Source organism: Pseudomonas sp. ERMR1:02 (genome assembly GCF_002277815.1).
Classification (GTDB): Bacteria; Pseudomonadota; Gammaproteobacteria; order Pseudomonadales; family Pseudomonadaceae; genus Aquipseudomonas.
Genome location: NZ_NKJI01000005.1, coordinates 1 through 23,361, shown reverse-complemented (window position 1 = coordinate 23,361; position 23,361 = coordinate 1). Strand labels below are relative to the sequence as shown.

Genomic DNA, 23,361 nt, shown 5'->3' with positions numbered 1-23,361 from the left:
ATCTCAGTGTCCCAACCGCTGTTTGGCACGCGAGCGCAACGCCAGGTAAGCCAGGCAGCTGAGCAACAGCACACCGAGTCCGGTCAGCAGCATCGTCAACAGCACATGGTGCGACAACAGCCATTGCAGGTATTTGACCGGCCCCAGATTGCCGACGTAGTACTGCTCGTCCGCCACCAGTGGCTCGATGGTTTTGCCGCGAACCACCACCAGGCTGCCCTGGATCGACTGGGTGTAATCTTCACCGCCGATCAAGGCGCTGGTCGCTTCCGCCAGGCCTGCGGGTTGCCCGCTGGCGATGACCACCACGCTGCGACCACTTTTAAGCGGTGATTCAAAACCGGTCAAATAGGTGCTGCGGGCACCGCCGGAGAAGGCCATGGCCAGACGCGCCTTGCGTTGATTGGCTTCCGGGTCGGGGCTGAACCAGTCACGTACGCGCATCGTCAGGTCAGACAGCTGGAAGCTCTGTTGGCCGCCGATATCGGCGGCGGGCAGACGATCGGCCCATTGGGTCAGCAACGGCTGGTTGGCACCGGAAGCCAGCACCAACAGGTCTTTGTCGGCCGCAGCCTGTACCTGCGCCGCCTGAGTCACCAACACACCCGTGGCCGGATAGCCGGTGGACTGACCGAAACGACCAAGCACAGTCAGGTACGCATCCAGCTCTTGAGCGCCGGCGTTGTCCGGCAGCACCACGGCGGTTTGCGACAGGTCCGCCAGACGCGTGAACGGGAAACCCGCATCCTTGAACACGCCGAGGTTCGGCATGGCCATGAAGTGGTCATAGCCACTCAGGTCAAGGGTCGATTCCGGATCGATACTGCCGCGCATGTTGTCGATGATGATGTCGCCACACTCGCCCTGCTTGATGTAGTCGAACATATAGCGCAGTTGCAGGCGCGATTGCAGGGCTACCGAATTCAATGGCAGGCGCACGCGGGTTTCGCGGTTCAGGCTTTCATTGATTGGCAGCGCACTGACGACGTTTTTGTCGAGCCTGTCGCGGGACAACAGACTTTGCGACTGAATCAAGGTGTCGTTGAAACTGATGATGAACGACGAGTTGCTCGACTTTTCTTGCGGTGTGTAACGGTATTTGAGATTCAGCGGCGCACCTTCATCACGCCAGCTAAACAGATCTGGCGGGAAATTCAGCGGTACGGTGATGTTGCCCGGATTGTAGCCGGAGACGTTTAGCTGTTTGGCCGGCAGCAACTCGCCGAGCTTGACCGGGCGATCGCTCGGCAACCAGTTCGGAGCGTCGTAAGGCTTGCGCGGTTGCAATGTATCGAGGCGATCGATCACTACGCTGCTGCCCGACAGGGCCTGACTGCCGAGCACCAGCGCGGTGACGGCCGTTTTCAGTTCTTTGGCGTCGCGGCCGCTGACCACCAGCAACTTGCCGCTGGTGTCGTTGGGATTGGTCATGACGCTCAGCGTCGGTCCCTTGGCCGCAGGCAGGTTCAGCCCGCCGACTTGTAGCGCGTCGGGCCCGCTGGCCAGCACCACAGCGTTACCGCTGACCGGGATCTGGTTGAAGCGCGAGGAAAAGGTCGCCCCGCGATAACTGGCCTGGGCACCGAACCAGGACGACAGAGCGCCCGCCGCTTCCAGGGTGGTGTTGTCCGGCGTACCGACGAAAACAAATGGCAGGCTCAATGTACGAGCATCGCGGCGATCGAAGAACGGCAACGGCATGATCGACAGGTCGTTTGGTAAGGCCAACGGCGACACTTGGATGCTCAGCTCCGTTGCGTTGCTGATCTTCGCCCACAGGCTGGAGTGTTGAGGGTCTTCACACGCCATGGTGTAGTGGCCGATGAACTGCACGCTCAAGCGGTTGAATTCAGTGATCAGGTGCGCCGGGATCTCGACCACCTGTTTTTGCAGTTGCCCGGCGTTTTCCTTGGGCAACGGCAGGCTCGCCGCCACTTCATCATTGACGATGATGTTGATCTGCGACAAATCGGGCAGCAACGCCGGCGAATAGGTGTACTGCAAATTCAGTTTGGCGCCGGTGACGATCGAATCGGCACGGACATCGAAACTGACGCTGTCGGTGGACTCCACCCCGCGCAGGCTCATCGGATAGTTACGGCCCAACTGCTTGAAGCTCACGCTGTAACCGCTGGCCCCCGGCGCAGTGTCAGCCGACGCAGTCCCGGCGAATGCCGCAGCGCCAACTGCTAAAGCCAACAAGGCACACGTCAGGCGTGTCAATGCGCGGTCGCGCAGGTTACCGAAAGCGAAAGACTTCGAGTTCATCACTTGTCCAAAACGTTTTCTATAGGGGGTGGAGAGGCACGGCGACTGCGGAACAGGTTCCGCACTTCCATGGCCGTGGCTTTGAAGAGTTCGTAAATTCCGCGCAGAGCAATGCCGCTGACATCACGCAAGGCACCCAGCGGTGTATCGACCTGACCGCCGCCCCAGGTCGCGGCCCAGGTGTCGGCACGCGAGAAAGTCAGGCGTACCAGCTCGCTCTGCTGACGCAGGGTCAACTGATCGAACTGCGCCCCCAGAAGACCCTCGCGACTGAACACGATGACCGCCGGAAACACATTCAGCTGTTGGTTGCGGAACAGTGAGATCTGCACTCGCTCGCCCTGTGGAACACTGACGCCCTCGGCCAAACGGAAACCCAGGCCTTTTTGCGAAAAGTCCTGGGTCACGCCTTCGAGCACCGTGCCATCGGCACGGGTCAAACGCATTGGCAGGACTGCCGCCACCCGAGGTTCGGAACGCACCTGCCGGGTTTCGCTGGCCACCGCCACCGAGGCGCTGGTGATGATGAGGTTGTAGAGGGTCCACGCCAGGTTAATAAGGATCGTGGTGGTGGCGCCCTCAGCCCCCTCCATCAGGCGTATCACGCCGTAGATAAGTCCGGCGGCGTTCAAGATCAGCAGCACGATGTAAGGTCGGGCGAGCTTCCATTCAAAGTACTTCTTCTCGATCACCCCGCCCTTGTCGGTCACGTTGAAGCCGCCGAACTTGGGATTGACTAGCGCCATCAGCACCGGGCCCATGATGTACCAGGCCAGCACCGTCTCGTAGACCTCGTTCCAGAACGAGTGGCGGAAACGCCCCTGAATGCTGGAGTTGGTCAAACTGGCGTGGAGAATGTGCGGCAACACGTAGGCGGTGATCATCAATGCCGAAGCGTGGAAAATTTGCGCATCGAAAAACAGGAAGGCCAGGGGCGCGGTGAGGAACGCCAGGCGCGGCAGTCCGTAGAAAAAGTGCAGCATCGCGTTCACATAGCACACCCGCTGCCCCAGATTCAGCCCTTTGCCAAACAGCGGGTTGTCGGTGCGGAAAATCTGCGCCATGCCGCGCGCCCAACGAATCCGTTGGCTGATGTGCCGCGACAGACTTTCCGTGGCCAGGCCGGCAGCCTGAGGAATGGCCAGATACGCAGTGTTATAGCCGGCACGGTTCAGCTTGAGTGCGGTGTGGGCATCTTCGGTCACGGTTTCGACGGCAACGCCACCGACTTCCAGCAACGGCGTACGACGGATGACCGCACACGAGCCACAAAAGAAGGTCGCGTTCCACAAGTCATTGCCGTCCTGCACCAGACCGTAGAACAGCTCGCCTTCGTTCGGCACGGAACGGAAGGTATTGAGGTTTTTCTCGAACGGGTCTGGCGAGAAAAAGAAGTGCGGCGTTTGCAGCATCGCCAGTTTCGGGTCCTTGATGAACCAGCCGACACAGACTTGAAGGAAAGAACGCGTAGGCACGTGGTCAGCGTCGAAAATCGTCACGAACTCGCCACTGGTGACTTTGAGCGCTTCGTTCAGGTTGCCCGCTTTGGCATGGCGGTTGTTGTCACGAACGATGTAATTCACGCCTATCTGCTCGCAGAACTCGCGAAAGTCTTCGCGGCGACCATCATCGAGTACATGAACGCGCAACTTGTCCTTAGGCCAGTCAATGGCCTGGGCCGCGAAAATCGTGACCTTCACGATGTCGAGAGTTTCGTTGTACGACGGGATGAATACATCGACGGTTGGCCATTCGCTGGGTGGGCCACTCATCAGTATCGGTTTACGGCGTAACGGCCACGCGGTTTGCAGGTAACCAAACAGCAGCACGATCAGCGCGTACAACTCGGCCATGACCAGACCGTAGCCAAACAACATGTCGACCCAACCCTCAAACCCAAGGGTGGAGGTGAGTCGCCAGTACATGTAGCGCAGGGAGGCGGTCAGTGACAGGCCGATGAGTATCAGCACCGTCAGGCGCCCGGGAATCTTGCGCAGCACCATCGCGGCGATAAAGCAGCCAAGGGCAAAAAAGCACTGCGAATACAGCTCGAACGGCACCGTGATGATGAACAGCGCCAACAGACCGCAGAACAGCATTACGCCAATGGTCAATGCCCGGCGCAATGCCGCTGGCAGGCTTTCCAGGCGGTCGGAGACCGACTGGGCCCAACGTTGTGAACGGGTTGGGGCGGCCGTGTCGGGAACGGAGGTGTTAATCACGAGGCGAATGACTCTGCAACGTCCATGGATTTCAACTGCGCCTTGAGCAGGTCACTCAGCGCCAGCATGTCCTGGCAAGCCTGGGACGACTCGGCCTCCAAGAGCGGGTTTTGACCATAAGCCAACGCTTCGTCAATGCCATGATCGAGCGTCACCACGCCCAGCAGACGTGCGCCCAGGCGGCGCTTGAGCACTTCATGCATATCGCGGCAGAACAGGCGAGAGCTGTCGAATTGATTGATCACGTAATTGCAAAGCGGCGCCTGGCCCCGGGCCACGCGCTCTTCCAGCAAACGCTCCATCTGGTCCAGCGTAACGAAACACGCCGCATTGGCTGTGGCGACGACGAGCACCTGATCAGCCACCGTCAAGACCTGCTCGAGATAAGGCGTGCGACCCGGCGGCGTATCGAGAATCACCACATCGTTTTCGCCGAGGTCCATGCTCGCCAGTTGGCCGGCCAGCCAGTAACGATCATTTTCCAGATAACGCTCCAGCGTCCGGCGCTCGTCTTCAGTCACCGAGCCATAAGGCAGCAACAACGAACCCGCAGAACCGGCCACCAGCAGTGACTTCCAGCTCTCACCCTTGAGGCTGGCGCTACCCATGCCCGCCACATCTGCCTGCGCACCCAAGTGGTGTTGCAGGGTGTTTTGCGGGTCGAGCTCAATGGCCAGTGTCTGACCGCCCTCCAGGCGCAATGCGGTGGTCAGAGCAGAGGCCAGTGTGCTTTTGCCCACGCCACCCTTGGCCGATACCAGCGCAATAACATGGGCACGGGTCTTGGCCGGACGACCATGGGGCAGGGACTGGCGCAGTGCCTCTTCATTGCGTGCTTGCGCTTCGGCCTGACGCGCAAGGGCTACTTCGGCCAACAAATGGCGAAGTGGCGCACCGGGTTGGGGGGTATTAACGGGCGACAACTGCGCCTCGATGCCGTTCGTGGAATCCGCGAGAGCGCTCTCGCTGATTTGAATCACCGGATGATCGACTTCAACTACAGGCACAGTTACCGGTGCAGTCGGCACCAGCGCCAACGACTTTTCCTTGTAGTCGAAGTGGCTGCCGAACTCGAGATAACTGTCCGCACTTGCTCCGAACTTGTTGAATAGGTTCGATATATCGTCTGTACGATTCATAAAAGACTACCCGAGGCGCAGGCACACATTAGGGAGCACGTAGCTCAAGAGTTTATCGAAGCAAGCCATCAAAATGATATCGTCAATATTTTGAATTGTCGCTAGTGTAATAGTTGAACGCGATTAAAAAAACCTTTTTTATCGCCATAAAATTGACGAAAAGTCACTTTTTTTCTTTGGCGCATCCTGCTCGGGTGAGCAGCCCGAACGCGCCGAAGGCGACTGAATACGGGGCCTGAGCGGCGGCGCAGGATTATCCAGCAAGCACTGCAAAGCCGCACACGATTTGCGCCGGATGGCAGCTCTGTGGATGGACGGCAACCTGCAAGTAATGCGAACCGATAAAGCAATTCACGGACCATCTGAACTATCGTTAAAGGCGCCATTGTTTGCGGTTTAGGCTTATATGTTTTAAATCAAGGTCTTAGTTTTAACCAGGTGATGCCCTTTGTAAAAACGAACCGTGCGCGCATACGTTTAATGCAATTGTTGGTGCGCGGGATGTGAGGTGCGCGCTCTACTTGCACGAAGTTGACTATGCTGCTGAAAGCCTGACGCGGTTCAATTCTGAGGGATGGTCCATGTTCTACGTGCAACGCAATACACAAGGACAACTGATGCGCGTTGAAGCCCAAGCCTACTCCGATTCCACGGAAACGCTCCCGGCCGACCACCCTGACCTCCAGGCCTGGTTTGCCAACGAGGTCATGGCCACCAGCCTCAAACAGCTCAATCAGATTAAACAACTCAAGCAACTGAAACAGAGCGACCTGGAAATGATCCGGGTGCTCGATGACTTGATCGAAGTGCTGATCAGCAAAGGCGTCATCCTCGTTACCGACCTGCCGGCCCCTGCGCAGGCCAAACTCATGGACCGGACCCAGGCCCGGGAGGCGCTGGGTGGGCTGAGTCATTTGGTAGATGATGAGGAGGAGGGGTTTATCTAGGCCTTTGGCTCTTCAGCGCCGGTAATGACGCCTTCGCGGGCAAGCCTCGCTCCTACAGGCTGGCGTGTAACTTGTAGGAGCGAGGCTTGCCCGCGAAGACGGCATCACATGCGACTCAGATTCCAAAGCTTATTCCCAAGGTCTGGGCTCCCCCACCAACCGCCCCTGAACCCCATACACCCCCATCTCCCGAATCACCGCCAGCTCCCCCTCGGTCTCGACCTGCTCGGCAATCAACGGCAAGTCGATACTATGGGCGGCACGCTGGATGGCTTCGATAAACAGGCGCTTGTCGCTCTCCTGATCGATCGCGCGGATGTAGCTGCCGTCTATCTTCAAATACGCCAACCCGAGTCGCGCCAGGTTGCCGATCATGCTAAAGCGCCCGCCAAAATGTTGCAGGCTCAACGAGAACCCGAGCCCACGCAACCGCCGCGTCAGGTCCTCCAGCATGGCTTGCTCCGGTAATTGTTCTTCGCCGATTTCCAGGGTCAGCCGCGACCCCAGGTTGGAATGTGAACGCAGCAGTTCGAGGAGTGCACTCAACGCCTGCGGGTCCTCCAGGGTGGCCGAAGACAGGTTCAGCGCCAGCGATGCTTCGTGATCGGCCATATGCTCCAGCACCAATTCCAGCATCAGACGATCCAGCCGCGCGGTCCAGCCAAACCGCTGCAGCCACGGCAGGAAGCGCCCGGCCGGAACGTTCTGGCCCTCATCATCAATCAGCCGTGACAGCACTTTGTGGTGCAGCACCAATTGTGTGTCCTGACTGGCCACCACCGGTTGGAAATACAATTTGAATCGCCGTTGATTCAGTGCCTGATCCAGCAGGTTGCGCCAGGCATGATGGTCATCGCCGACGCCGACCAAGGCGCTGTGATCCAGGCAGACCCAATTCGAATCGACCTGGCTTTCGGCCTGCGCCAATGCCTGATCAGCCAGCCCGAGCACCGCTTGCGGGGCGTCGCCATGAACAAACGGCGCCAACCCGATGGCGGCCACCGTGGCCACGTCGGTGGCTCCGGTCGCATGCAGACTGGCCAAGGCCGTGTCGAGGTACTGCGCCAGTTGCAGCGCTTCTTCGCGCATCAGCCCCGGCGCCAGTACGGCAAACTCGCCGCCACGAATGCGCGTGACGAGGTTCAGGGTTTCCGGGAATCTCGCGCACTCGCGCGACAGCTGCTCGCCCACCGCCCGGAGCAACGCGTCGGTGCGTTGACCGCCAAGGCGCTGGTTGAGACCGGCCAGGTCTTTGACTCGCAACAACAGCAAATAACCGGAGCTGGCCTGCTCAGGATCGCTCACCCGCGCATTCAATTGCATCTCGAAATAACGGCGGTTGGCCAACCCGGTCAGGTTGTCCTGATAGGACTCGACCCGCAGCTTTTCACTGCGCTCGGCCTGTTCCTGAAACAGCGCCTTGAGCTTCTCGACCATCTGGTTCATGGCCTGCACCACGCGCCGCAATTCAGGCGTGCGCGGTAGCTCTGGCAGGCTGAGGAACTCGCGGCGGGCGATGGCATGGGACTGCTGGACCATGTAATCGAGCGGCTTCAACTGTCGACGCAGCAACAGCGCCCCCAATACCGCACTGACCACGCCGCAGATCAACAACCACACCAGACTACCCAGCGCGCTTTGCCACAGCTTGGCCAGGGCGAACATCGGGTGGCTGACCACTTCGACTCGCGCCGCCTGCTCCCATCCGCGGCTTACGATCGCATCGCCCCCGGCGGGTTCCAGGCCGATCAGTCTGACGAACCAGTCCGGCACGTGGGTATCGGCCGGGATACCACTGCGCTCGACCAGCGTCTTGTCGCTGGATAGATCGACCACCCGGATGCTCGCGTAGTAACCACTGTCGAAAATCGAACTGACCAGCAACTCGGTCATCGCCGGGTCGTCGATGTTCGGCGTCAGCGACAGCGCCAGTGCCGTCGCTGCGTCCTGGGCGTGGGAGCGTAGCTGGTTGACGTACTGGCTGCGCGAACTCTCCAGGCTGACCATGAAGCTGCCGGTGAAGGCGACGACCAGGAACAGACAGATAGCGATCAACAGCTGTTTGAACAAAGACATCTGTGGGCGTGCTCCTAGTTAGTCGTCTCGACCGGAAATCCTTCGGCCTGCATTTTCTTCAGCAAATCCTGCCACCGCGACAGGCGCTTGGTATCACCGACCTTCTGGCTGCCCTTGGTACCCGGTAACCACAACCCTTCTGCATTGAAAGAGTAGACCGGCAGCAAATCCGTACGTTGGCTGGCTGGTTGAATAATGTCCGTCAGGCTGTCGAGCACCAGCGGCATGGCGTCCGGGCTTGGGTAGTAAGTCAGCACCATATGCGCGCGATTCTGGCGCAACGCCTTAACGTAGGTGATGCGCAACTTGTCGCTGGCAACACCGAGATGACGCAGGCTGAAGTATTTGGCGATAGCGTAGTCTTCGCAATCGCCGGCACCTTTCCACAAGGCTTCGATCGGGGTTTCCCAGTAATCGGCCTGATGCCACAGATCGATGTCTTCGACGTAACGCATCCGCTGGTTGAAGAACCGGTTGACCAGGTTGAGCTGTTCCAGCTCGCTGACCTGTTTTTGTGTAGCCAGCAATTGTTGCCAATCATCGATACGCTGCTGACCTTCGCCCAAAGGTCCGTACAATGCCTGCGCCCGGTGGCTGATCAGCGAAAAGTCCCAATCGGCCTGCGCACCGCCCAGCATTAAGCCGGCCAGCAGCAATGCGCCGCACAGCCAGCGCAACATCGGGGGGATCGGAAAACGTACCGCCAATGCGAGGTATCCAGTTAGGCAGGTGGAAGTCGATTGATGGTGTAGGTTAGCCCGTTAAAAAACAATGGCACGGAGCGATCACCGACGGCGCGCTAAACTGAAGGAAAGCCACTCTGCTGCGCGTGTTTGACAAGCCGTCAGGCAGTTACTAGTGTCAGTTGGATCCAAAAAATCATTCAGTCAATCAGGGTGCTTAGTAGTGACACAAAAGCCCAACCCTCTCAGCAGTATCAAGGTTAACGGGCCGATTCCCGCGCACCTGGCTCGCTCTGTGATCGAAGAAACTTTGCGTGCAGCCATTCTCGATGGCCGCTTGCCCTGCGGCATTGCACTGCGTCAGCAAGACCTGGCTGATCTGTTTGGTGTCAGCCGCATGCCGGTACGCGAAGCCTTGCGCCAGCTCGAAGCCCAGGCATTGCTCAATGTAGTCGCTCACAAAGGCGCCGTGGTCGCGCCGCTGGTTCAGGGCGATGCCGCGGAGACCTACGCACTGCGGATCCTGCTGGAGTCCGAAGCATTGCGCCTGTCGGTCCCGCGGCTTGAGATCGCGGACCTGGAACAGGCAGCCCGCTATATCGACGAGCTGGAAACGGATCACGACTACGCCGAAATCGGCCGGCTCAATCGCATCTTCCATATGTCGCTTTACTGCAAGGCACCCAACAAACGCCTGCTGAAATTGGTGGAAGACGGGTTGAACGAGGAAGAACGCTTCCTGCGCTTCAACCTCGAAGCCATGGGCTTGGGCAAATTGTCCCAGGAAGATCACCGGGCACTGTTGCGGGCCGTTGAAAATCGGGACGTCGAAGAGTCGGTGAGGCTGCTCGAACATCACCTCAATCGGGGGGTCGAGGCCATTACCCGCTACCTCAATAGCCCCGAAGCCCAGAACAACAAAACCTCGAAGTAACAGCTGCTTTTCGCAGGAGCATGGGTTGCCCGCCATAGCGTCATTGAGATCGCTATCGCGGGCAAGTCGGATCGCCGCATCGCTGGCTCCTACAGTCCGAGGCATGGCTCACAAATTTCCCTTCTCTGCATCCTCCCCGACACGCACACCTCAGCGATAGCCACTGCCTTGAATTACGCTCACTCTTGGGTCGACAACGAACAATGAACGGGCGACACACTGCAGCAGTGGCGCAGTCCCCGCACCAAGAACCTACGGAAGGAGTCTTGCCCCGGGACCGGAAGCGTCGGCGTCACCCCCGGCCAACTTTCACCCCCCCTCAGATCACCTCAACGGTTTCTACTAGAAAGTTGCTTCGAGTGAGGCATTCACTCTTTATTTAAATTCCGACTTATATAAGCCGGAAGGAGTAACTACGGCCAAATAAAACTTAAATGGAAAGTCTTATTGGAACTTGTCGCGCCCACAAAAGTTAAACCTTTAAATATAAATTAAATAACTTGCTCGACACTTTGTTTGTGTATTAGTTTTTGTCCGCCGCCAATGAACATTGGTTGGAAAGCCAAACTTTACGGACATGTACGCAACCGGACGCCACCCATTCGTTTGGAGCACCTGTTCGCCTATAGAACAATTTAAACAGCGGTTAATGATTAGCCATGTGCAACTTAAGATCACTCAAGGGTTCTCCCATGAAACCAACTAAAGAACGTCTAGACCAAAAGAAAGCCGAACTGAGTACACACCCGATCTTCTCTGAAATCCATTCGCTGCCCGTATTACAACGCTTCATGGAGACCCATGTATTTGCCGTGTGGGATTTCATGTCGCTGACCAAGCGCTTGCAGCAGGAGCTGACCTGCACACAACTGCCCTGGCTGCCACCACGTGATCCGCAGGCGGCACGGCTGATCAATGAGATCGTGCTGGGTGAAGAGTCCGATGACCGTCCCGCCCAGGGTCACTACAGCCATTTCGAGTTGTACCTGGATGCCATGCGTGAAGTTGGCGCCAGTACCGCCGCTGTCGAACGCTTCGTTGCGCTGCAACAAGAAGGCGTGAGCTACGACGTCGCGCTGCAAGGTGTCGACGTCGATCCGGCGGCGGCGCGATTCGTGCGCCATACGCTGCACACCGCGCTGCATGCGCCGGGCCACAGTGTCGCAGCGGCGTTCCTGCATGGTCGCGAGAGCGTCATCCCGCAGATGTTCCAGCGCATTCTCAACGACTGGGGCATCGGCATTGAACAGGCCCCGACCTTTCGCTATTACCTCGAGCGGCACATTGAAGTTGATTGCGAAGACCACGGCCCCGCCGCGGAAAAACTCCTCGCACGGCTGGTCGATGGCGATCCGCAACGGGAAGAGGACGCGTACGCCAGCGCCCTCGCCGCTGTGGAAAGCCGCATCGCCCTATGGGATGGCTTGCGCCTGAGCATGAGCGAACCTCTGGCGCAGGTGACAGCATGAACGCCGCCGACTACCTGTCGTTCGCCGATGCCTGGGAGAGCCGCGCCACCATCCGAACTCGCCCGCGGCGCGTGCTGGAGAACGACGACAAACTGATCTACCCCTTGAGTCGGCAACCGCTGGTGCTCTGCGAAACCTTTCTGCGCGAATGCCCGCAACAGCGCGACTTTGCCTTGGTGCAGACGCTGTACAAATTCATCAACGACGTGGTGATTTTCGAAACCGAGATCGTCGACAAGACTGCCCGCAGCATTGCCAAGAATCGTTTCGACGTGGCCTTCCCGTTCGCCTGTCGCTACGACGCCATGACCGTGGTCGTAGACGAGGATTATCACGCACTAGTGGCCATGGATTTCATGCAGCAAACCGTCGCGATGACCGGTATTACGCCCATCGACCTACCCGATGAAATCGAACTGAGCCGGGCGATTCCGGCGGCCGTTGACCTCGCGCCGACACACCTGCGCAGCGCCGTGGAACTGATTTGCGTGGCCATCGCCGAGAACACAGTGACCGGCGATGTCGCGGCGTTCGCCAAGGACGGTACGGTCAAACAATCGATCAAGGGAATGATGGCTGACCATTTGCTCGACGAAGGTCGCCACTCCGGTTTCTGGTCGCGGATGGTGTGCATCTACTGGCACACCGCGAGCGAAGACGACCGCCAGTGCATCGCGCAAATCCTGCCGGTGTTCATCGGCCATTACCTGACTAACGACATCCAGAAGTCCTTCGACTTCCGCTTGATCGACGCCTTGCAGATCAGCGACGCCACGCGCCACGCCCTCAAGAACGAGGTGTCGGGGCTGGCCTTCCCGATCAACCGCCATCACCCGCTGGTGGCCAACATCGTGCGGTTCTTGCGCAGCAGCTCGCTGCTCGATTCGCCGTGCGTGCAAAGCGCCTTGAGCGACTACCTGATTTGACGAGGAGTACATCATGAGACGTCTCGACATTCTGCTCATTGGACGAAGCAAGGCCTTGATCGACCTGGGGCTGGAACTCGAACAACAAGGGCATGCACTGACGCGTGTGACGGCACTCGACGAGCGAGCGCCGGTTCACGCGGATCTGGTGATCGATGATGCCAGCCTTCAGGTTGAGAGGATCGCCTATGCGATGCGACTGACGCTGCAACTGGGTATCGGGCTGCCGGGCACTTGCGGTCTACCGTCGCTGGATTTGCTGTGTTTGCGCGATTCGACGCTGCTCACTCGCGTGCCGATTGCCGATGAACCTTCGGGCAACGGTCAGGCACTGCGTCAGCGCGCGGTGGCGGAGCTGGTGGGTCATGTGGCCCTGCTGGTCAGTCGCTACTCCCGGGATGCCGAGTATTTCCTGCTCGCCGAACCGACGATCGCCGTTCACTTTGAGAAGGTCGAAAACCTGCTGTTTCTCGAAAGCCTGGCCTTCGTCCATCCGCTCAATGCGACCACTGAACCCCGGCTGCTGACACTCGCTCAGGTACCGATGATCGAGCGGCTTGAACAGCGCTTGATTCAGTGTGCCGAACGACCGGCGTTGAACGTTGCCGGCAGCGCTCTCAGCTATCGCCAATTGCATGCCCTGAGCCGCGCTATTCAGCAGCGTTTGCAGCCCTTGCTCGATCAGCATGAAGGTCCGTTGGTGGTTGGGATCTGCCTGCCGAAATGCAGCGCGTTGTATGCGGGGATTCTGGCGATTCTGGGCAGCGGCGCCGTATACCTGCCGCTGGAGCCTAGCCACCCGTTGCAACGTCAGCAGTACATCCTGTCGAACGCCGGTGCGGTGTTGCTGCTGCATGACGGGCAGCATCCGCTTGCTGGTGAGATGCCAGGGCTGGATATCACCGCTATCGACGCCGAAGTGGTGAATCCCGATCAACCATTGATGTGCCGCCGTCCCGATCTTGACGCACCGTGCATGGCGCTCTACACATCGGGCACCACCGGCCACCCCAAAGGCGTGCTGCTCAGCCAGGCCAACCTCGCTCACTTCACGGCGTGGTACGCCGAATATGTGCAGCTGATCGAACAGAGTCGGGTACTGCAGTTTTCCTCGTTGAGTTTCGACTCTTCACTGATCGATATTTTCCCGACCTTGTTGCAGGGTGCCGAGTTGATCGTGCCCAGCGACGATCAGCGTCGCGACCCGCTGCAACTGGTGGAGCTGATCCGTCATCAACAGCTGAGCCACGCCTTTTTGCCGCCAGCGCTGTTGAGCATTCTGCCCCTGGAGCATCTGCGCAGCCTCGATCACATCATGACCGGCGGCGATGTCTGCGAGCCCTGGGTCATCGAGCAGCTGACCCGCCAGGGCAAGCTCTATAACCTCTATGGTCCCACAGAAGCCACGGTGTTGATTACTGCGCGTCGACTGCGCGCTGGCGATAACAATCGGACCTTGGGCGGCCCTATCGCCAACAGTCAGGTGCTGATTCTCGATGAGGATTTGCAACCGGTGACCGAGCAGACCGTCGGCGAGTTGTACATCGTCGGTCCCGGCGTGTGCCTGGGTTACCTGAACAACCCGCAGCAGACCGCAGAACGCTATCTGACCTTGAGCCTGCCGGATGGCCAGAACCTGCGTGCCTATCGCACCGGCGACATGGCCAAGTGGACTGCCGACGGCATAGAGCTGTGCGGCCGACGCGACAATCAGGTGAAGATTCGCGGTTTTCGAGTCGAGCCGGAAGAGATCGAACGCTGCCTGCGCGACAGTCAGTTGTACCGTCAGGTAGCGGTGGTCATCGACAGCCAGCGACGGATTCTGGCCTTCCTCGCCCAGCCTCAGGAAGATCAGCCCGGCGCTGCTCACGAAGCGTTGAAGGCCCACGCCACGCAATATCTGCCGGACTACATGCAGCCCGGCGCGTGGACCGAACTTGCGAGCATGCCGTACGCCAGCAATGGCAAGGTGGATCGCAAGGCGTTGCTGGAGCTGCCGGTCAATATCAGCGAAAACATCTCGCGACGCTTGCCCGTCAGTGCTGATGAAACGTTGTTGCTGGATATCTGGGCCGAGCTGCTGGAGTTACCGTCCAGCGATATTTCCACCGACGAAAGCTTCTTCAATCTGGGCGGTCATTCGATTCTGCTTTCACGGATGCTCCTGCGTTTGCGCGAAGAGTTCGGTCGCAGCATTTCGATCAATCGCTTCATCGAACTGCCCACCATCGCGAAACTGGCGACCCTGGTACGCGGCTCCGGCACCGAAGAAGTGTTAAGCGAACAAGCCATGGCCGATGCCTCGCGCGAACTTCAGGTGCAGCCATTGCCAATCAGCCGTATGGGTGATGTGCACAAAGTGATCGTCACCGGTGCCAACAGCTTTGTCGGCGTACACATTGTTGAAGCGCTATTGGCGTGGGGTGCCAATGAGGTCGCCTGTCTCGTGCGCGATGGCAACGGGCTGTCGGCTGCCGAGCGTTTCGCTGAGGCGCTGCGGGAAAACAGACTGGAGCATCTGGACTTGAGTCGGGTCCGGGTTTACGCAGCGGACATCACGCGCCCTCAACTGGGGTTGGCCGCCGAAGTTTACGAGCGCCTGGATCAAGAGTACGGCGCACTGGTGCACAACGCCGCCAACGTCAATCACGTACTCGATTACGAGTCGTTGGCGCGGGATAACGTCGAACCGATATTCGAGTGCCTGCGGCTGTGCGAAGGGCGCAGCAAAAAAATCTTCAACTTCGTCTCGACGCTCTCAGCCTCCAGCACGATTTCCGCCGATGGCCGGGTGCTTGAACTGCCCGCCGCACACACCCCGCCGATCTACATCAAGAACGGCTACAACCTCTCCAAATGGGTTGGCGAGCGGATCCTCGAACGCGCGCGTGAGAGCGGTGTTCAGGTCAATCTCTATCGTCCCGGCAACATCAGTTTCAACAGCCTCACAGGCGTCTGCCAACCGCACAAGAACCGTTTGATGCTGATGCTTAAGGGCTCGATCCAGCTCGGCCAGGTGCCGGAGTTCGCGCTGAATTTCGACCTGATGCCGGTGGACTTCCTCACCCGCTTCATCGCCTTCCATGCCAGCCGTTACCAGCCGGGAAAAGCCGTGTTCAACCTGCACAATCCCCAACCCCTAAGCTGGGACAGTTATGTGGCGTCTTTTCGTGAAGCGGGTCGGGAGTTTTCCCTGGTCAGTGTTGCCGACTGGCAGCAGCAACTGGGCCGGGTCGACAGCGACAACGCGCTGTTCGGGGTACTGGGTTTCTACCTCAATGGCTTCGAGGAAGACATCGGCGACATCTCGATGATTGGCTACGACAACGCCAAGGCCGGCGTGCGGCAGATGGGCGCGCGTTACCCGGAAAAATCCCCGGCACTGCTGCGCCGTGGCTGCGATTACCTCAAAGAAATCAATTTCATCTGATTCATCCCAACCAAGAACGGAGCAAAACCATGAACACTTTGCAACCCGATACCCTGATCAGAAACCCGCAAGGCTGCCACGTCGTGTCCTCGGTTGAAATCCCTGCCGATGCCGAAAAGGTCTGGGCCGTGGTCGGCAACTTTGCCGGCTTCGATCGTTTCATCCCGTCGCTGTCACACATCGAGATGACCGGCGAGGGAGTGTCGTCCCTGCGCAAAAAATTCTTCAAGGACGGCAACCTAGTGGTCGAGCAACTCAATTCCCGCGACGATCAGGCCCTGAGCATGACCTGGACCACGATTTACAACACCCTGGGCGTGGCCAATCTGTGGGCTGCGATGCAGGTGAAACCTGTGGGCCCGGCTAAGTCCGTCGCCACCTGGAGCATCATCGCTGAACCGGCACAGGGCGGTGCCGAAGCCTTGCCTGGGTTTAAAGATTTCGTGCAGGGATTTGCGGATGATGCGATGAATAATGTTTTGAGGCTATTTGCATAAAGCTTCGCTTCAGCGGTGACAGGTACACCGCTCTCGCGAGCCTGCTCGCTTGTATGTTTAGACTTGAGGGGTGGGTGGGACTACAGACTCGATACTAACTCTAGCCAGTACAGACCGCGGGAGATTTCTCGTCCCACTCCTCTACCAAAAGCGCCGATAAGGAATTCATCGGTCTAACCGACGATAGAGACAAGCCAGCCCCTGAATTCAGGGGTTGGCTTTTTTGCGTCTGCCCTTTTTGCGACTCCAGAACGACAAAACCCCTGTCTGCGCAAGCAGACAGGGGTTTCGGAATTCAATCTTGACGATGACCTACTCTCACATGGGGAAACCCCACACTACCATCGGCGATGCATCGTTTCACTGCTGAGTTCGGGATGGGATCAGGTGGTTCCAATGCTCTATGGTCGTCAAGAAATTCTGTGACCAGCCCGTTAAAACGCTAACGTGCCAGTGAAAATTGGTGACTTCTACTAAAACAAAACCCCTACCTGCATGCGCAGATAGGGGTTTCGGAATTTAATCTTGACGATGACCTACTCTCACATGGGGAAACCCCACACTACCATCGGCGATGCATCGTTTCACTGCTGAGTTCGGGATGGGATCAGGTGGTTCCAATGCTCTATGGTCGTCAAGAAATTCGGGTACCGAACCGTCTTTCGACGCTTCAGCAAATTGGGTATGTAATAGATTTGTGTGTTGTGCGAACTTTCGGTTCATTGCGTCTTCACACACCGCAATCTGGCCTTTCGACGCAAATTGCTTGGGTGTTATATGGTCAAGCCTCACGGGCAATTAGTATCGGTTAGCTCAACGCCTCACAGCGCTTACACACCCGACCTATCAACGTCGTAGTCTTCGACGGCCCTTCAGGGGACTCAAGGTCCCAGTGAGATCTCATCTTGAGGCTAGTTTCCCGCTTAGATGCTTTCAGCGGTTATCTATTCCGAACATAGCTACCCGGCAATGCCACTGGCGTGACAACCGGAACACCAGAGGTTCGTCCACTCCGGTCCTCTCGTACTAGGAGCAGCCCCTCTCAAATCTCAAACGTCCACGGCAGATAGGGACCGAACTGTCTCACGACGTTCTAAACCCAGCTCGCGTACCACTTTAAATGGCGAACAGCCATACCCTTGGGACCGGCTTCAGCCCCAGGATGTGATGAGCCGACATCGAGGTGCCAAACACCGCCGTCGATATGAACTCTTGGGCGGTATCAGCCTGTTATCCCCGGAGTACCTTTTATCCGTTGAGCGATGGCCCTTCCATACAGAACCACCGGATCACTAAGACCTACTTTCGTACCTGCTCGACGTGTCTGTCTCGCAGTCAAGCGCGCTTTTGCCTTTATACTCTACGACCGATTTCCGACCGGTCTGAGCGCACCTTCGTACTCCTCCGTTACTCTTTAGGAGGAGACCGCCCCAGTCAAACTACCCACCATACACTGTCCTCGATCCGGATAACGGACCTGAGTTAGAACCTCAAAGTTGCCAGGGTGGTATTTCAAGGTTGGCTCCACGCGAACTGGCGTCCACGCTTCAAAGCCTCCCACCTATCCTACACAAGCAAATTCAAAGTCCAGTGCAAAGCTATAGTAAAGGTTCACGGGGTCTTTCCGTCTAGCCGCGGATACACTGCATCTTCACAGCGATTTCAATTTCACTGAGTCTCGGGTGGAGACAGCGCCGCCATCGTTACGCCATTCGTGCAGGTCGGAACTTACCCGACAAGGAATTTCGCTACCTTAGGACCGTTATAGTTACGGCCGCCGTTTACCGGGGCTTCGATCAAGAGCTTCGCGTTAGCTAACCCCATCAATTAACCTTCCGGCACCGGGCAGGCGTCACACCCTATACGTCCACTTTCGTGTTTGCAGAGTGCTGTGTTTTTAATAAACAGTCGCAGCGGCCTGGTATCTTCGACCGGCGTGGGCTTACGCAGCAAGTGCTTCACCCTCACCGGCGCACCTTCTCCCGAAGTTACGGTGCCATTTTGCCTAGTTCCTTCACCCGAGTTCTCTCAAGCGCCTTGGTATTCTCTACCCAACCACCTGTGTCGGTTTGGGGTACGGTTCCTGGTTACCTGAAGCTTAGAAGCTTTTCTTGGAAGCATGGCATCAACCACTTCGTCACCCAAAGGGTAACTCGTCATCAGCTCTCGGCCTTAAGATCCCGGATTTACCTAAGATCTCAGCCTACCACCTTAAACTTGGACAACCAACGCCAAGCTGGCCTAGCCTTCTCCGTCCCTCCATCGCAATAACCAGAAGTACAGGAATATTAACCTGTTTTCCATCGACTACGCTTTTCAGCCTCGCCTTAGGGACCGACTAACCCTGCGTCGATTAACGTTGCGCAGGAAACCTTGGTCTTTCGGCGTGGGTGTTTTTCACACCCATTGTCGTTACTCATGTCAGCATTCGCACTTCTGATACCTCCAGCAAGCTTCTCAACTCACCTTCACAGGCTTACAGAACGCTCCTCTACCGCATCACCTAAGTGATACCCGTAGCTTCGGTGTATGGTTTGAGCCCCGTTACATCTTCCGCGCAGGCCGACTCGACTAGTGAGCTATTACGCTTTCTTTAAAGGGTGGCTGCTTCTAAGCCAACCTCCTAGCTGTCTAAGCCTTCCCACATCGTTTCCCACTTAACCATAACTTTGGGACCTTAGCTGACGGTCTGGGTTGTTTCCCTTTTCACGACGGACGTTAGCACCCGCCGTGTGTCTCCCATGCTCGGCACTTGTAGGTATTCGGAGTTTGCATCGGTTTGGTAAGTCGGGATGACCCCCTAGCCGAAACAGTGCTCTACCCCCTACAGTGATACATGAGGCGCTACCTAAATAGCTTTCGAGGAGAACCAGCTATCTCCGAGCTTGATTAGCCTTTCACTCCGATCCACAGGTCATCCGCTAACTTTTCAACGGTAGTCGGTTCGGTCCTCCAGTTAGTGTTACCCAACCTTCAACCTGCCCATGGATAGATCGCCCGGTTTCGGGTCTATTCCCAGCGACTAGACGCCCTATTAAGACTCGCTTTCGCTACGCCTCCCCTATTCGGTTAAGCTCGCCACTGAAAATAAGTCGCTGACCCATTATACAAAAGGTACGCAGTCACCCAACAAAGTGGGCTCCCACTGCTTGTACGCATACGGTTTCAGGATCTATTTCACTCCCCTCTCCGGGGTTCTTTTCGCCTTTCCCTCACGGTACTAGTTCACTATCGGTCAGTCAGTAGTATTTAGCCTTGGAGGATGGTCCCCCCATATTCAGACAAAGTTTCTCGTGCTCCGTCCTACTCGATTTCATGGCCAAGAGATTTTCGCGTACAGGGCTATCACCCACTATGGCCGCACTTTCCAGAGCGTTCCGCTAATCTCAAAGCCACTTAAGGGCTGGTCCCCGTTCGCTCGCCACTACTAAGGGAATCTCGGTTGATTTCTTTTCCTCAGGGTACTTAGATGTTTCAGTTCCCCTGGTTCGCCTCTTAAGCCTATGTATTCAGCTTAAGATAACCATCTTATGATGGCTGGGTTCCCCCATTCAGACATCTCCGGATCACAGTCTGTTTGCCGACTCCCCGAAGCTTTTCGCAGGCTACCACGTCTTTCATCGCCTCTGACTGCCAAGGCATCCACCGTATGCGCTTCTTCACTTGACCATATAACCCCAAGCAATCTGGTTATACTGTGAAGACGACATTCGCCGAAAATTCGCGATTAAACTCACAAATTTTACCTTAGCCTGATCCGTTACCAGTGAAAGTAACGTTCAGTCTATCTTTCTATCACATACCCAAATTTTTAAAGAACGATCTAGTCAAAGACTAGAAATCAACATTCATCACCGTCTCGGTGGAATGCTCATTTCTAAGCTCTTACAACAGAAGCAGTAGTGGTGGAGCCAAACGGGATCGAACCGTTGACCTCCTGCGTGCAAGGCAGGCGCTCTCCCAGCTGAGCTATGGCCCCGTATTTCTACAGGTTCCCACACAAAATTGGTGGGTCTGGGCAGATTCGAACTGCCGACCTCACCCTTATCAGGGGTGCGCTCTAACCAACTGAGCTACAGACCCAATTTCGGGCTGCTTCTTATCGTCTTCTTCAATGAATCAAGCAATTCGTGTGGGAGCTCATGGTACAGCTGAGTCGTCGATTAAGGAGGTGATCCAGCCGCAGGTTCCCCTACGGCTACCTTGTTACGACTTCACCCCAGTCATGAATCACACCGTGGTAACCGTCCTCCCGAAGGTTAGACTAGCTACTTCTGGTGCAACCCACTCCCATGGTGTGACGGGCGGTGTGTACAAGGCCCGGGAACGTATTCACCGCGACATTCTGATTCGCGATTACTAGCGATTCCGACTTCACGCAGTCGAGTTGCAGACTGCGATCCGGACTACGATCGGTTTTGTGGGATTAGCTCCACCTCGCGGCTTGGCAACCCTCTGTACCGACCATTGTAGCACGTGTGTAGCCCAGGCCGTAAGGGCCATGATGACTTGACGTCATCCCCACCTTCCTCCGGTTTGTCACCGGCAGTCTCCTTAGAGTGCCCACCATTACGTGCTGGTAACTAAGGACAAGGGTTGCGCTCGTTACGGGACTTAACCCAACATCTCACGACACGAGCTGACGACAGCCATGCAGCACCTGTCTCAATGTTCCCGAAGGCACCAATCCATCTCTGGAAAGTTCATTGGATGTCAAGGCCTGGTAAGGTTCTTCGCGTTGCTTCGAATTAAACCACATGCTCCACCGCTTGTGCGGGCCCCCGTCAATTCATTTGAGTTTTAACCTTGCGGCCGTACTCCCCAGGCGGTCAACTTAATGCGTTAGCTGCGCCACTAAGAGCTCAAGGCTCCCAACGGCTAGTTGACATCGTTTACGGCGTGGACTACCAGGGTATCTAATCCTGTTTGCTCCCCACGCTTTCGCACCTCAGTGTCAGTATCAGTCCAGGTGGTCGCCTTCGCCACTGGTGTTCCTTCCTATATCTACGCATTTCACCGCTACACAGGAAATTCCACCACCCTCTACCATACTCTAGCTTGTCAGTTTTGAATGCAGTTCCCAGGTTGAGCCCGGGGCTTTCACATCCAACTTAACAAACCACCTACGCGCGCTTTACGCCCAGTAATTCCGATTAACGCTTGCACCCTCTGTATTACCGCGGCTGCTGGCACAGAGTTAGCCGGTGCTTATTCTGTCGGTAACGTCAAAATTGCAGAGTATTAATCTACAACCCTTCCTCCCAACTTAAAGTGCTTTACAATCCGAAGACCTTCTTCACACACGCGGCATGGCTGGATCAGGCTTTCGCCCATTGTCCAATATTCCCCACTGCTGCCTCCCGTAGGAGTCTGGACCGTGTCTCAGTTCCAGTGTGACTGATCATCCTCTCAGACCAGTTACGGATCGTCGCCTTGGTGAGCCATTACCTCACCAACTAGCTAATCCGACCTAGGCTCATCTGATAGCGCAAGGCCCGAAGGTCCCCTGCTTTCTCCCGTAGGACGTATGCGGTATTAGCGTCCCTTTCGAGACGTTGTCCCCCACTACCAGGCAGATTCCTAGGCATTACTCACCCGTCCGCCGCTGAATCAGAGAGCAAGCTCTCCTCATCCGCTCGACTTGCATGTGTTAGGCCTGCCGCCAGCGTTCAATCTGAGCCATGATCAAACTCTTCAGTTCAAACATCTTTGGGTTTGAGAAAACCCTAAACTTGGCTCAGCAATCGTTGGTTACATCTTTGATTTCTCGCGGAGTAACTTGTGATGCTGATAATCTGTTGACTAGCAGTCTGATACCACAAGCACCCACACGAATTGCTTGATTCAGTTGTTAAAGAGCGGTTGGTTAAGATCTTTCGTCTCAACCGAGGCGCGCATTCTACAGCAGCCTCTGTTGCTGTCAAGCGGTTATTTTCCGAAGTTTTCAAAGTTTCCTTTGCAACTTCAACCACTTGCGCTTTCGATCTCTCGTCAGCGGGAGGCGAATTCTACAGCGTTACTCGCTGCTGTCAACACCTCTTTTTCAACTTCCTTTCGGCTTCCTTTCGGCTTCGATGACCTGAAGCAACTCACTGCCGAAAACTGCGTAACTCATTGTTTACCAAGGAGTTTTCCGTTTCGACTGCGCCGGAAGTGGGGCGAATTATAGGCCTCCAGAATCTGCCGTCAATCCTTAATTTCAGTTTTCTTTCAATAAGTTACGGAAGGCAGGAAAACAGCCCGCTCCTGTGCAAGTCGTCAGGAGCGAAGCCAATTTTTCTATTATATAGAGGGAAACTTAGAGCACGCGGGACTCTTTGAAGGCAGCTACCGCACGAGCATCCAGCCCCAGCACCCGCTGCAGAACCTCGATCGTATGCTCACCCAACAAAGGAGGTGCAAGACGGTATTCCACTGGTGTCTCAGACAAGCGAATCGGACTCGCCACCTGAGGCACCATCCCGGCCAGCGCATGCGGCAACTCAATCGCCAACCCACGCGCCTTGACCTGCGGATCGTCGAACATCTGGGCAAGATCATTAATGGGCCCACATGGAACCCCGCCTGCTCCAGCTGCGCCACCCATTCAGCGGTTGTCTTGAAAACGGTTGCCTGGCGAATCAAGGGTATGAGCACCGCCCGATTCGTCACCCGCAGCTTGTTGGTTGCAAAGCGCGGATCATCTGCCCACTGAGGCTGCCCGGCGACTTCCGCGAATTTGCGGAACTGCCCATCATTGCCCACTGTAAGATGAAGTCGCCATCCGCCGT

General features: G+C 56.8%; 11 protein-coding genes, 2 tRNA genes, 4 rRNA genes and 1 pseudogene. 6 read left to right on the top strand and 12 right to left on the bottom strand.

The genetic code is table 11. The features are described 5' to 3' along the window. Positions 1-3: 3 nt before the first annotated feature. The 3 genes from bcsB to bcsQ are packed head-to-tail and all read right to left on the bottom strand — an operon-like array spanning position 4 to position 5,629. Positions 4-2,268 (bottom strand): cellulose biosynthesis cyclic di-GMP-binding regulatory protein BcsB, encoded by a 2,265-nt coding sequence (gene bcsB / locus CES87_RS10910; protein ID WP_128606119.1) that lies wholly within the window; start codon positions 2,266-2,268, stop codon positions 4-6. Further along, positions 2,268-4,490, bottom strand: coding sequence for a UDP-forming cellulose synthase catalytic subunit (bcsA, locus tag CES87_RS10905; protein ID WP_128606118.1), 2,223 nt, complete (start codon positions 4,488-4,490; stop codon positions 2,268-2,270). Before bcsA ends, bcsB begins: the two co-directional genes overlap by 1 nt. After that, positions 4,487-5,629 carry a cellulose biosynthesis protein BcsQ gene (gene bcsQ, locus CES87_RS10900; protein ID WP_128606117.1) on the bottom strand — a complete coding sequence of 381 codons (1,143 nt, stop codon included), beginning with the start codon at positions 5,627-5,629 and terminating at the stop codon, positions 4,487-4,489. The genes bcsA and bcsQ overlap by 4 nt, the downstream gene beginning before the upstream one ends. 581 nt (positions 5,630-6,210) lie before the next feature. Between bcsQ and CES87_RS10895 the strand changes: the two genes are divergently transcribed. Then, positions 6,211-6,576, top strand: a complete 366-nt coding sequence (locus tag CES87_RS10895) for a tryptophan synthase subunit beta (protein WP_128606116.1) — start codon at positions 6,211-6,213, stop codon at positions 6,574-6,576. A 129-nt stretch (positions 6,577-6,705) separates the two neighbouring features. On the opposite strand, the gene lapD is transcribed toward CES87_RS10895, so the two are convergent. Together lapD and lapG are read right to left on the bottom strand one after the other, a co-directional pair. Continuing rightward, positions 6,706-8,652 (bottom strand): cyclic di-GMP receptor LapD, encoded by a 1,947-nt coding sequence (lapD, locus tag CES87_RS10890; RefSeq protein WP_128606115.1) that lies wholly within the window; start codon positions 8,650-8,652, stop codon positions 6,706-6,708. A 14-nt stretch (positions 8,653-8,666) separates the two neighbouring features. Then, complete coding sequence (gene lapG, locus CES87_RS10885) at positions 8,667-9,359, bottom strand: cysteine protease LapG (protein WP_128606114.1); 693 nt, start codon at positions 9,357-9,359, stop codon at positions 8,667-8,669. A 199-nt stretch (positions 9,360-9,558) separates the two neighbouring features. On the opposite strand from lapG, the gene CES87_RS10880 reads away from it, so the two are divergent. The 5 genes from CES87_RS10880 to CES87_RS10860 all read left to right on the top strand — a co-directional run bounded on the left by CES87_RS10880 (position 9,559) and on the right by CES87_RS10860 (position 16,591). Beyond that, positions 9,559-10,269: a GntR family transcriptional regulator gene (locus CES87_RS10880; protein WP_128606113.1), complete on the top strand. Its 711-nt coding sequence runs from the start codon at positions 9,559-9,561 to the stop codon at positions 10,267-10,269. A 692-nt stretch (positions 10,270-10,961) separates the two neighbouring features. Then, the gene (locus tag CES87_RS10875; protein WP_128606112.1) at positions 10,962-11,738 is read left to right on the top strand and encodes a DUF3050 domain-containing protein; all 777 of its coding nucleotides are present in this window, start codon (positions 10,962-10,964) and stop codon (positions 11,736-11,738) included. Further along, on the top strand, positions 11,735-12,664 hold the full coding sequence (locus CES87_RS10870; protein ID WP_128606111.1) for a diiron oxygenase: 930 nt from the start codon (positions 11,735-11,737) through the stop codon (positions 12,662-12,664). Before CES87_RS10875 ends, CES87_RS10870 begins: the two co-directional genes overlap by 4 nt. 13 nt (positions 12,665-12,677) lie before the next feature. Further along, positions 12,678-16,094: a non-ribosomal peptide synthetase gene (locus tag CES87_RS10865; protein ID WP_128606110.1), complete on the top strand. Its 3,417-nt coding sequence runs from the start codon at positions 12,678-12,680 to the stop codon at positions 16,092-16,094. A gap of 29 nt (positions 16,095-16,123) precedes the next feature. Then, positions 16,124-16,591 carry an SRPBCC family protein gene (locus CES87_RS10860; protein WP_128606109.1) on the top strand — a complete coding sequence of 156 codons (468 nt, stop codon included), beginning with the start codon at positions 16,124-16,126 and terminating at the stop codon, positions 16,589-16,591. A 299-nt stretch (positions 16,592-16,890) separates the two neighbouring features. Here the strand turns inward: CES87_RS10860 and rrf (CES87_RS10850) are convergent. From rrf (CES87_RS10850) to CES87_RS10815, 7 genes and pseudogenes are all read right to left on the bottom strand, one after another. Continuing rightward, a 5S ribosomal RNA gene (rrf, locus tag CES87_RS10850) occupies positions 16,891-17,006 on the bottom strand. 108 nt (positions 17,007-17,114) lie between these two features. Then, positions 17,115-17,230, bottom strand: a 5S ribosomal RNA gene (gene rrf, locus CES87_RS10845). A gap of 138 nt (positions 17,231-17,368) precedes the next feature. Then, a 23S ribosomal RNA gene (locus CES87_RS10840) occupies positions 17,369-20,260 on the bottom strand. Positions 20,261-20,494: 234 nt separating this feature from the next. Continuing rightward, positions 20,495-20,570: transfer RNA gene (locus CES87_RS10835), tRNA-Ala, on the bottom strand. Between the two features lie 27 nt (positions 20,571-20,597). Next, positions 20,598-20,674 (bottom strand) — tRNA-Ile (locus tag CES87_RS10830). Between the two features lie 81 nt (positions 20,675-20,755). After that, a 16S ribosomal RNA gene (locus CES87_RS10825) occupies positions 20,756-22,292 on the bottom strand. The 16S, 23S and 5S rRNA genes sit together here with 2 tRNA genes alongside, the layout of an rRNA operon. Positions 22,293-22,889: 597 nt before the next feature. Then, positions 22,890-23,361: pseudogene (locus CES87_RS10815) on the bottom strand (CoA transferase); the annotation flags it as partial.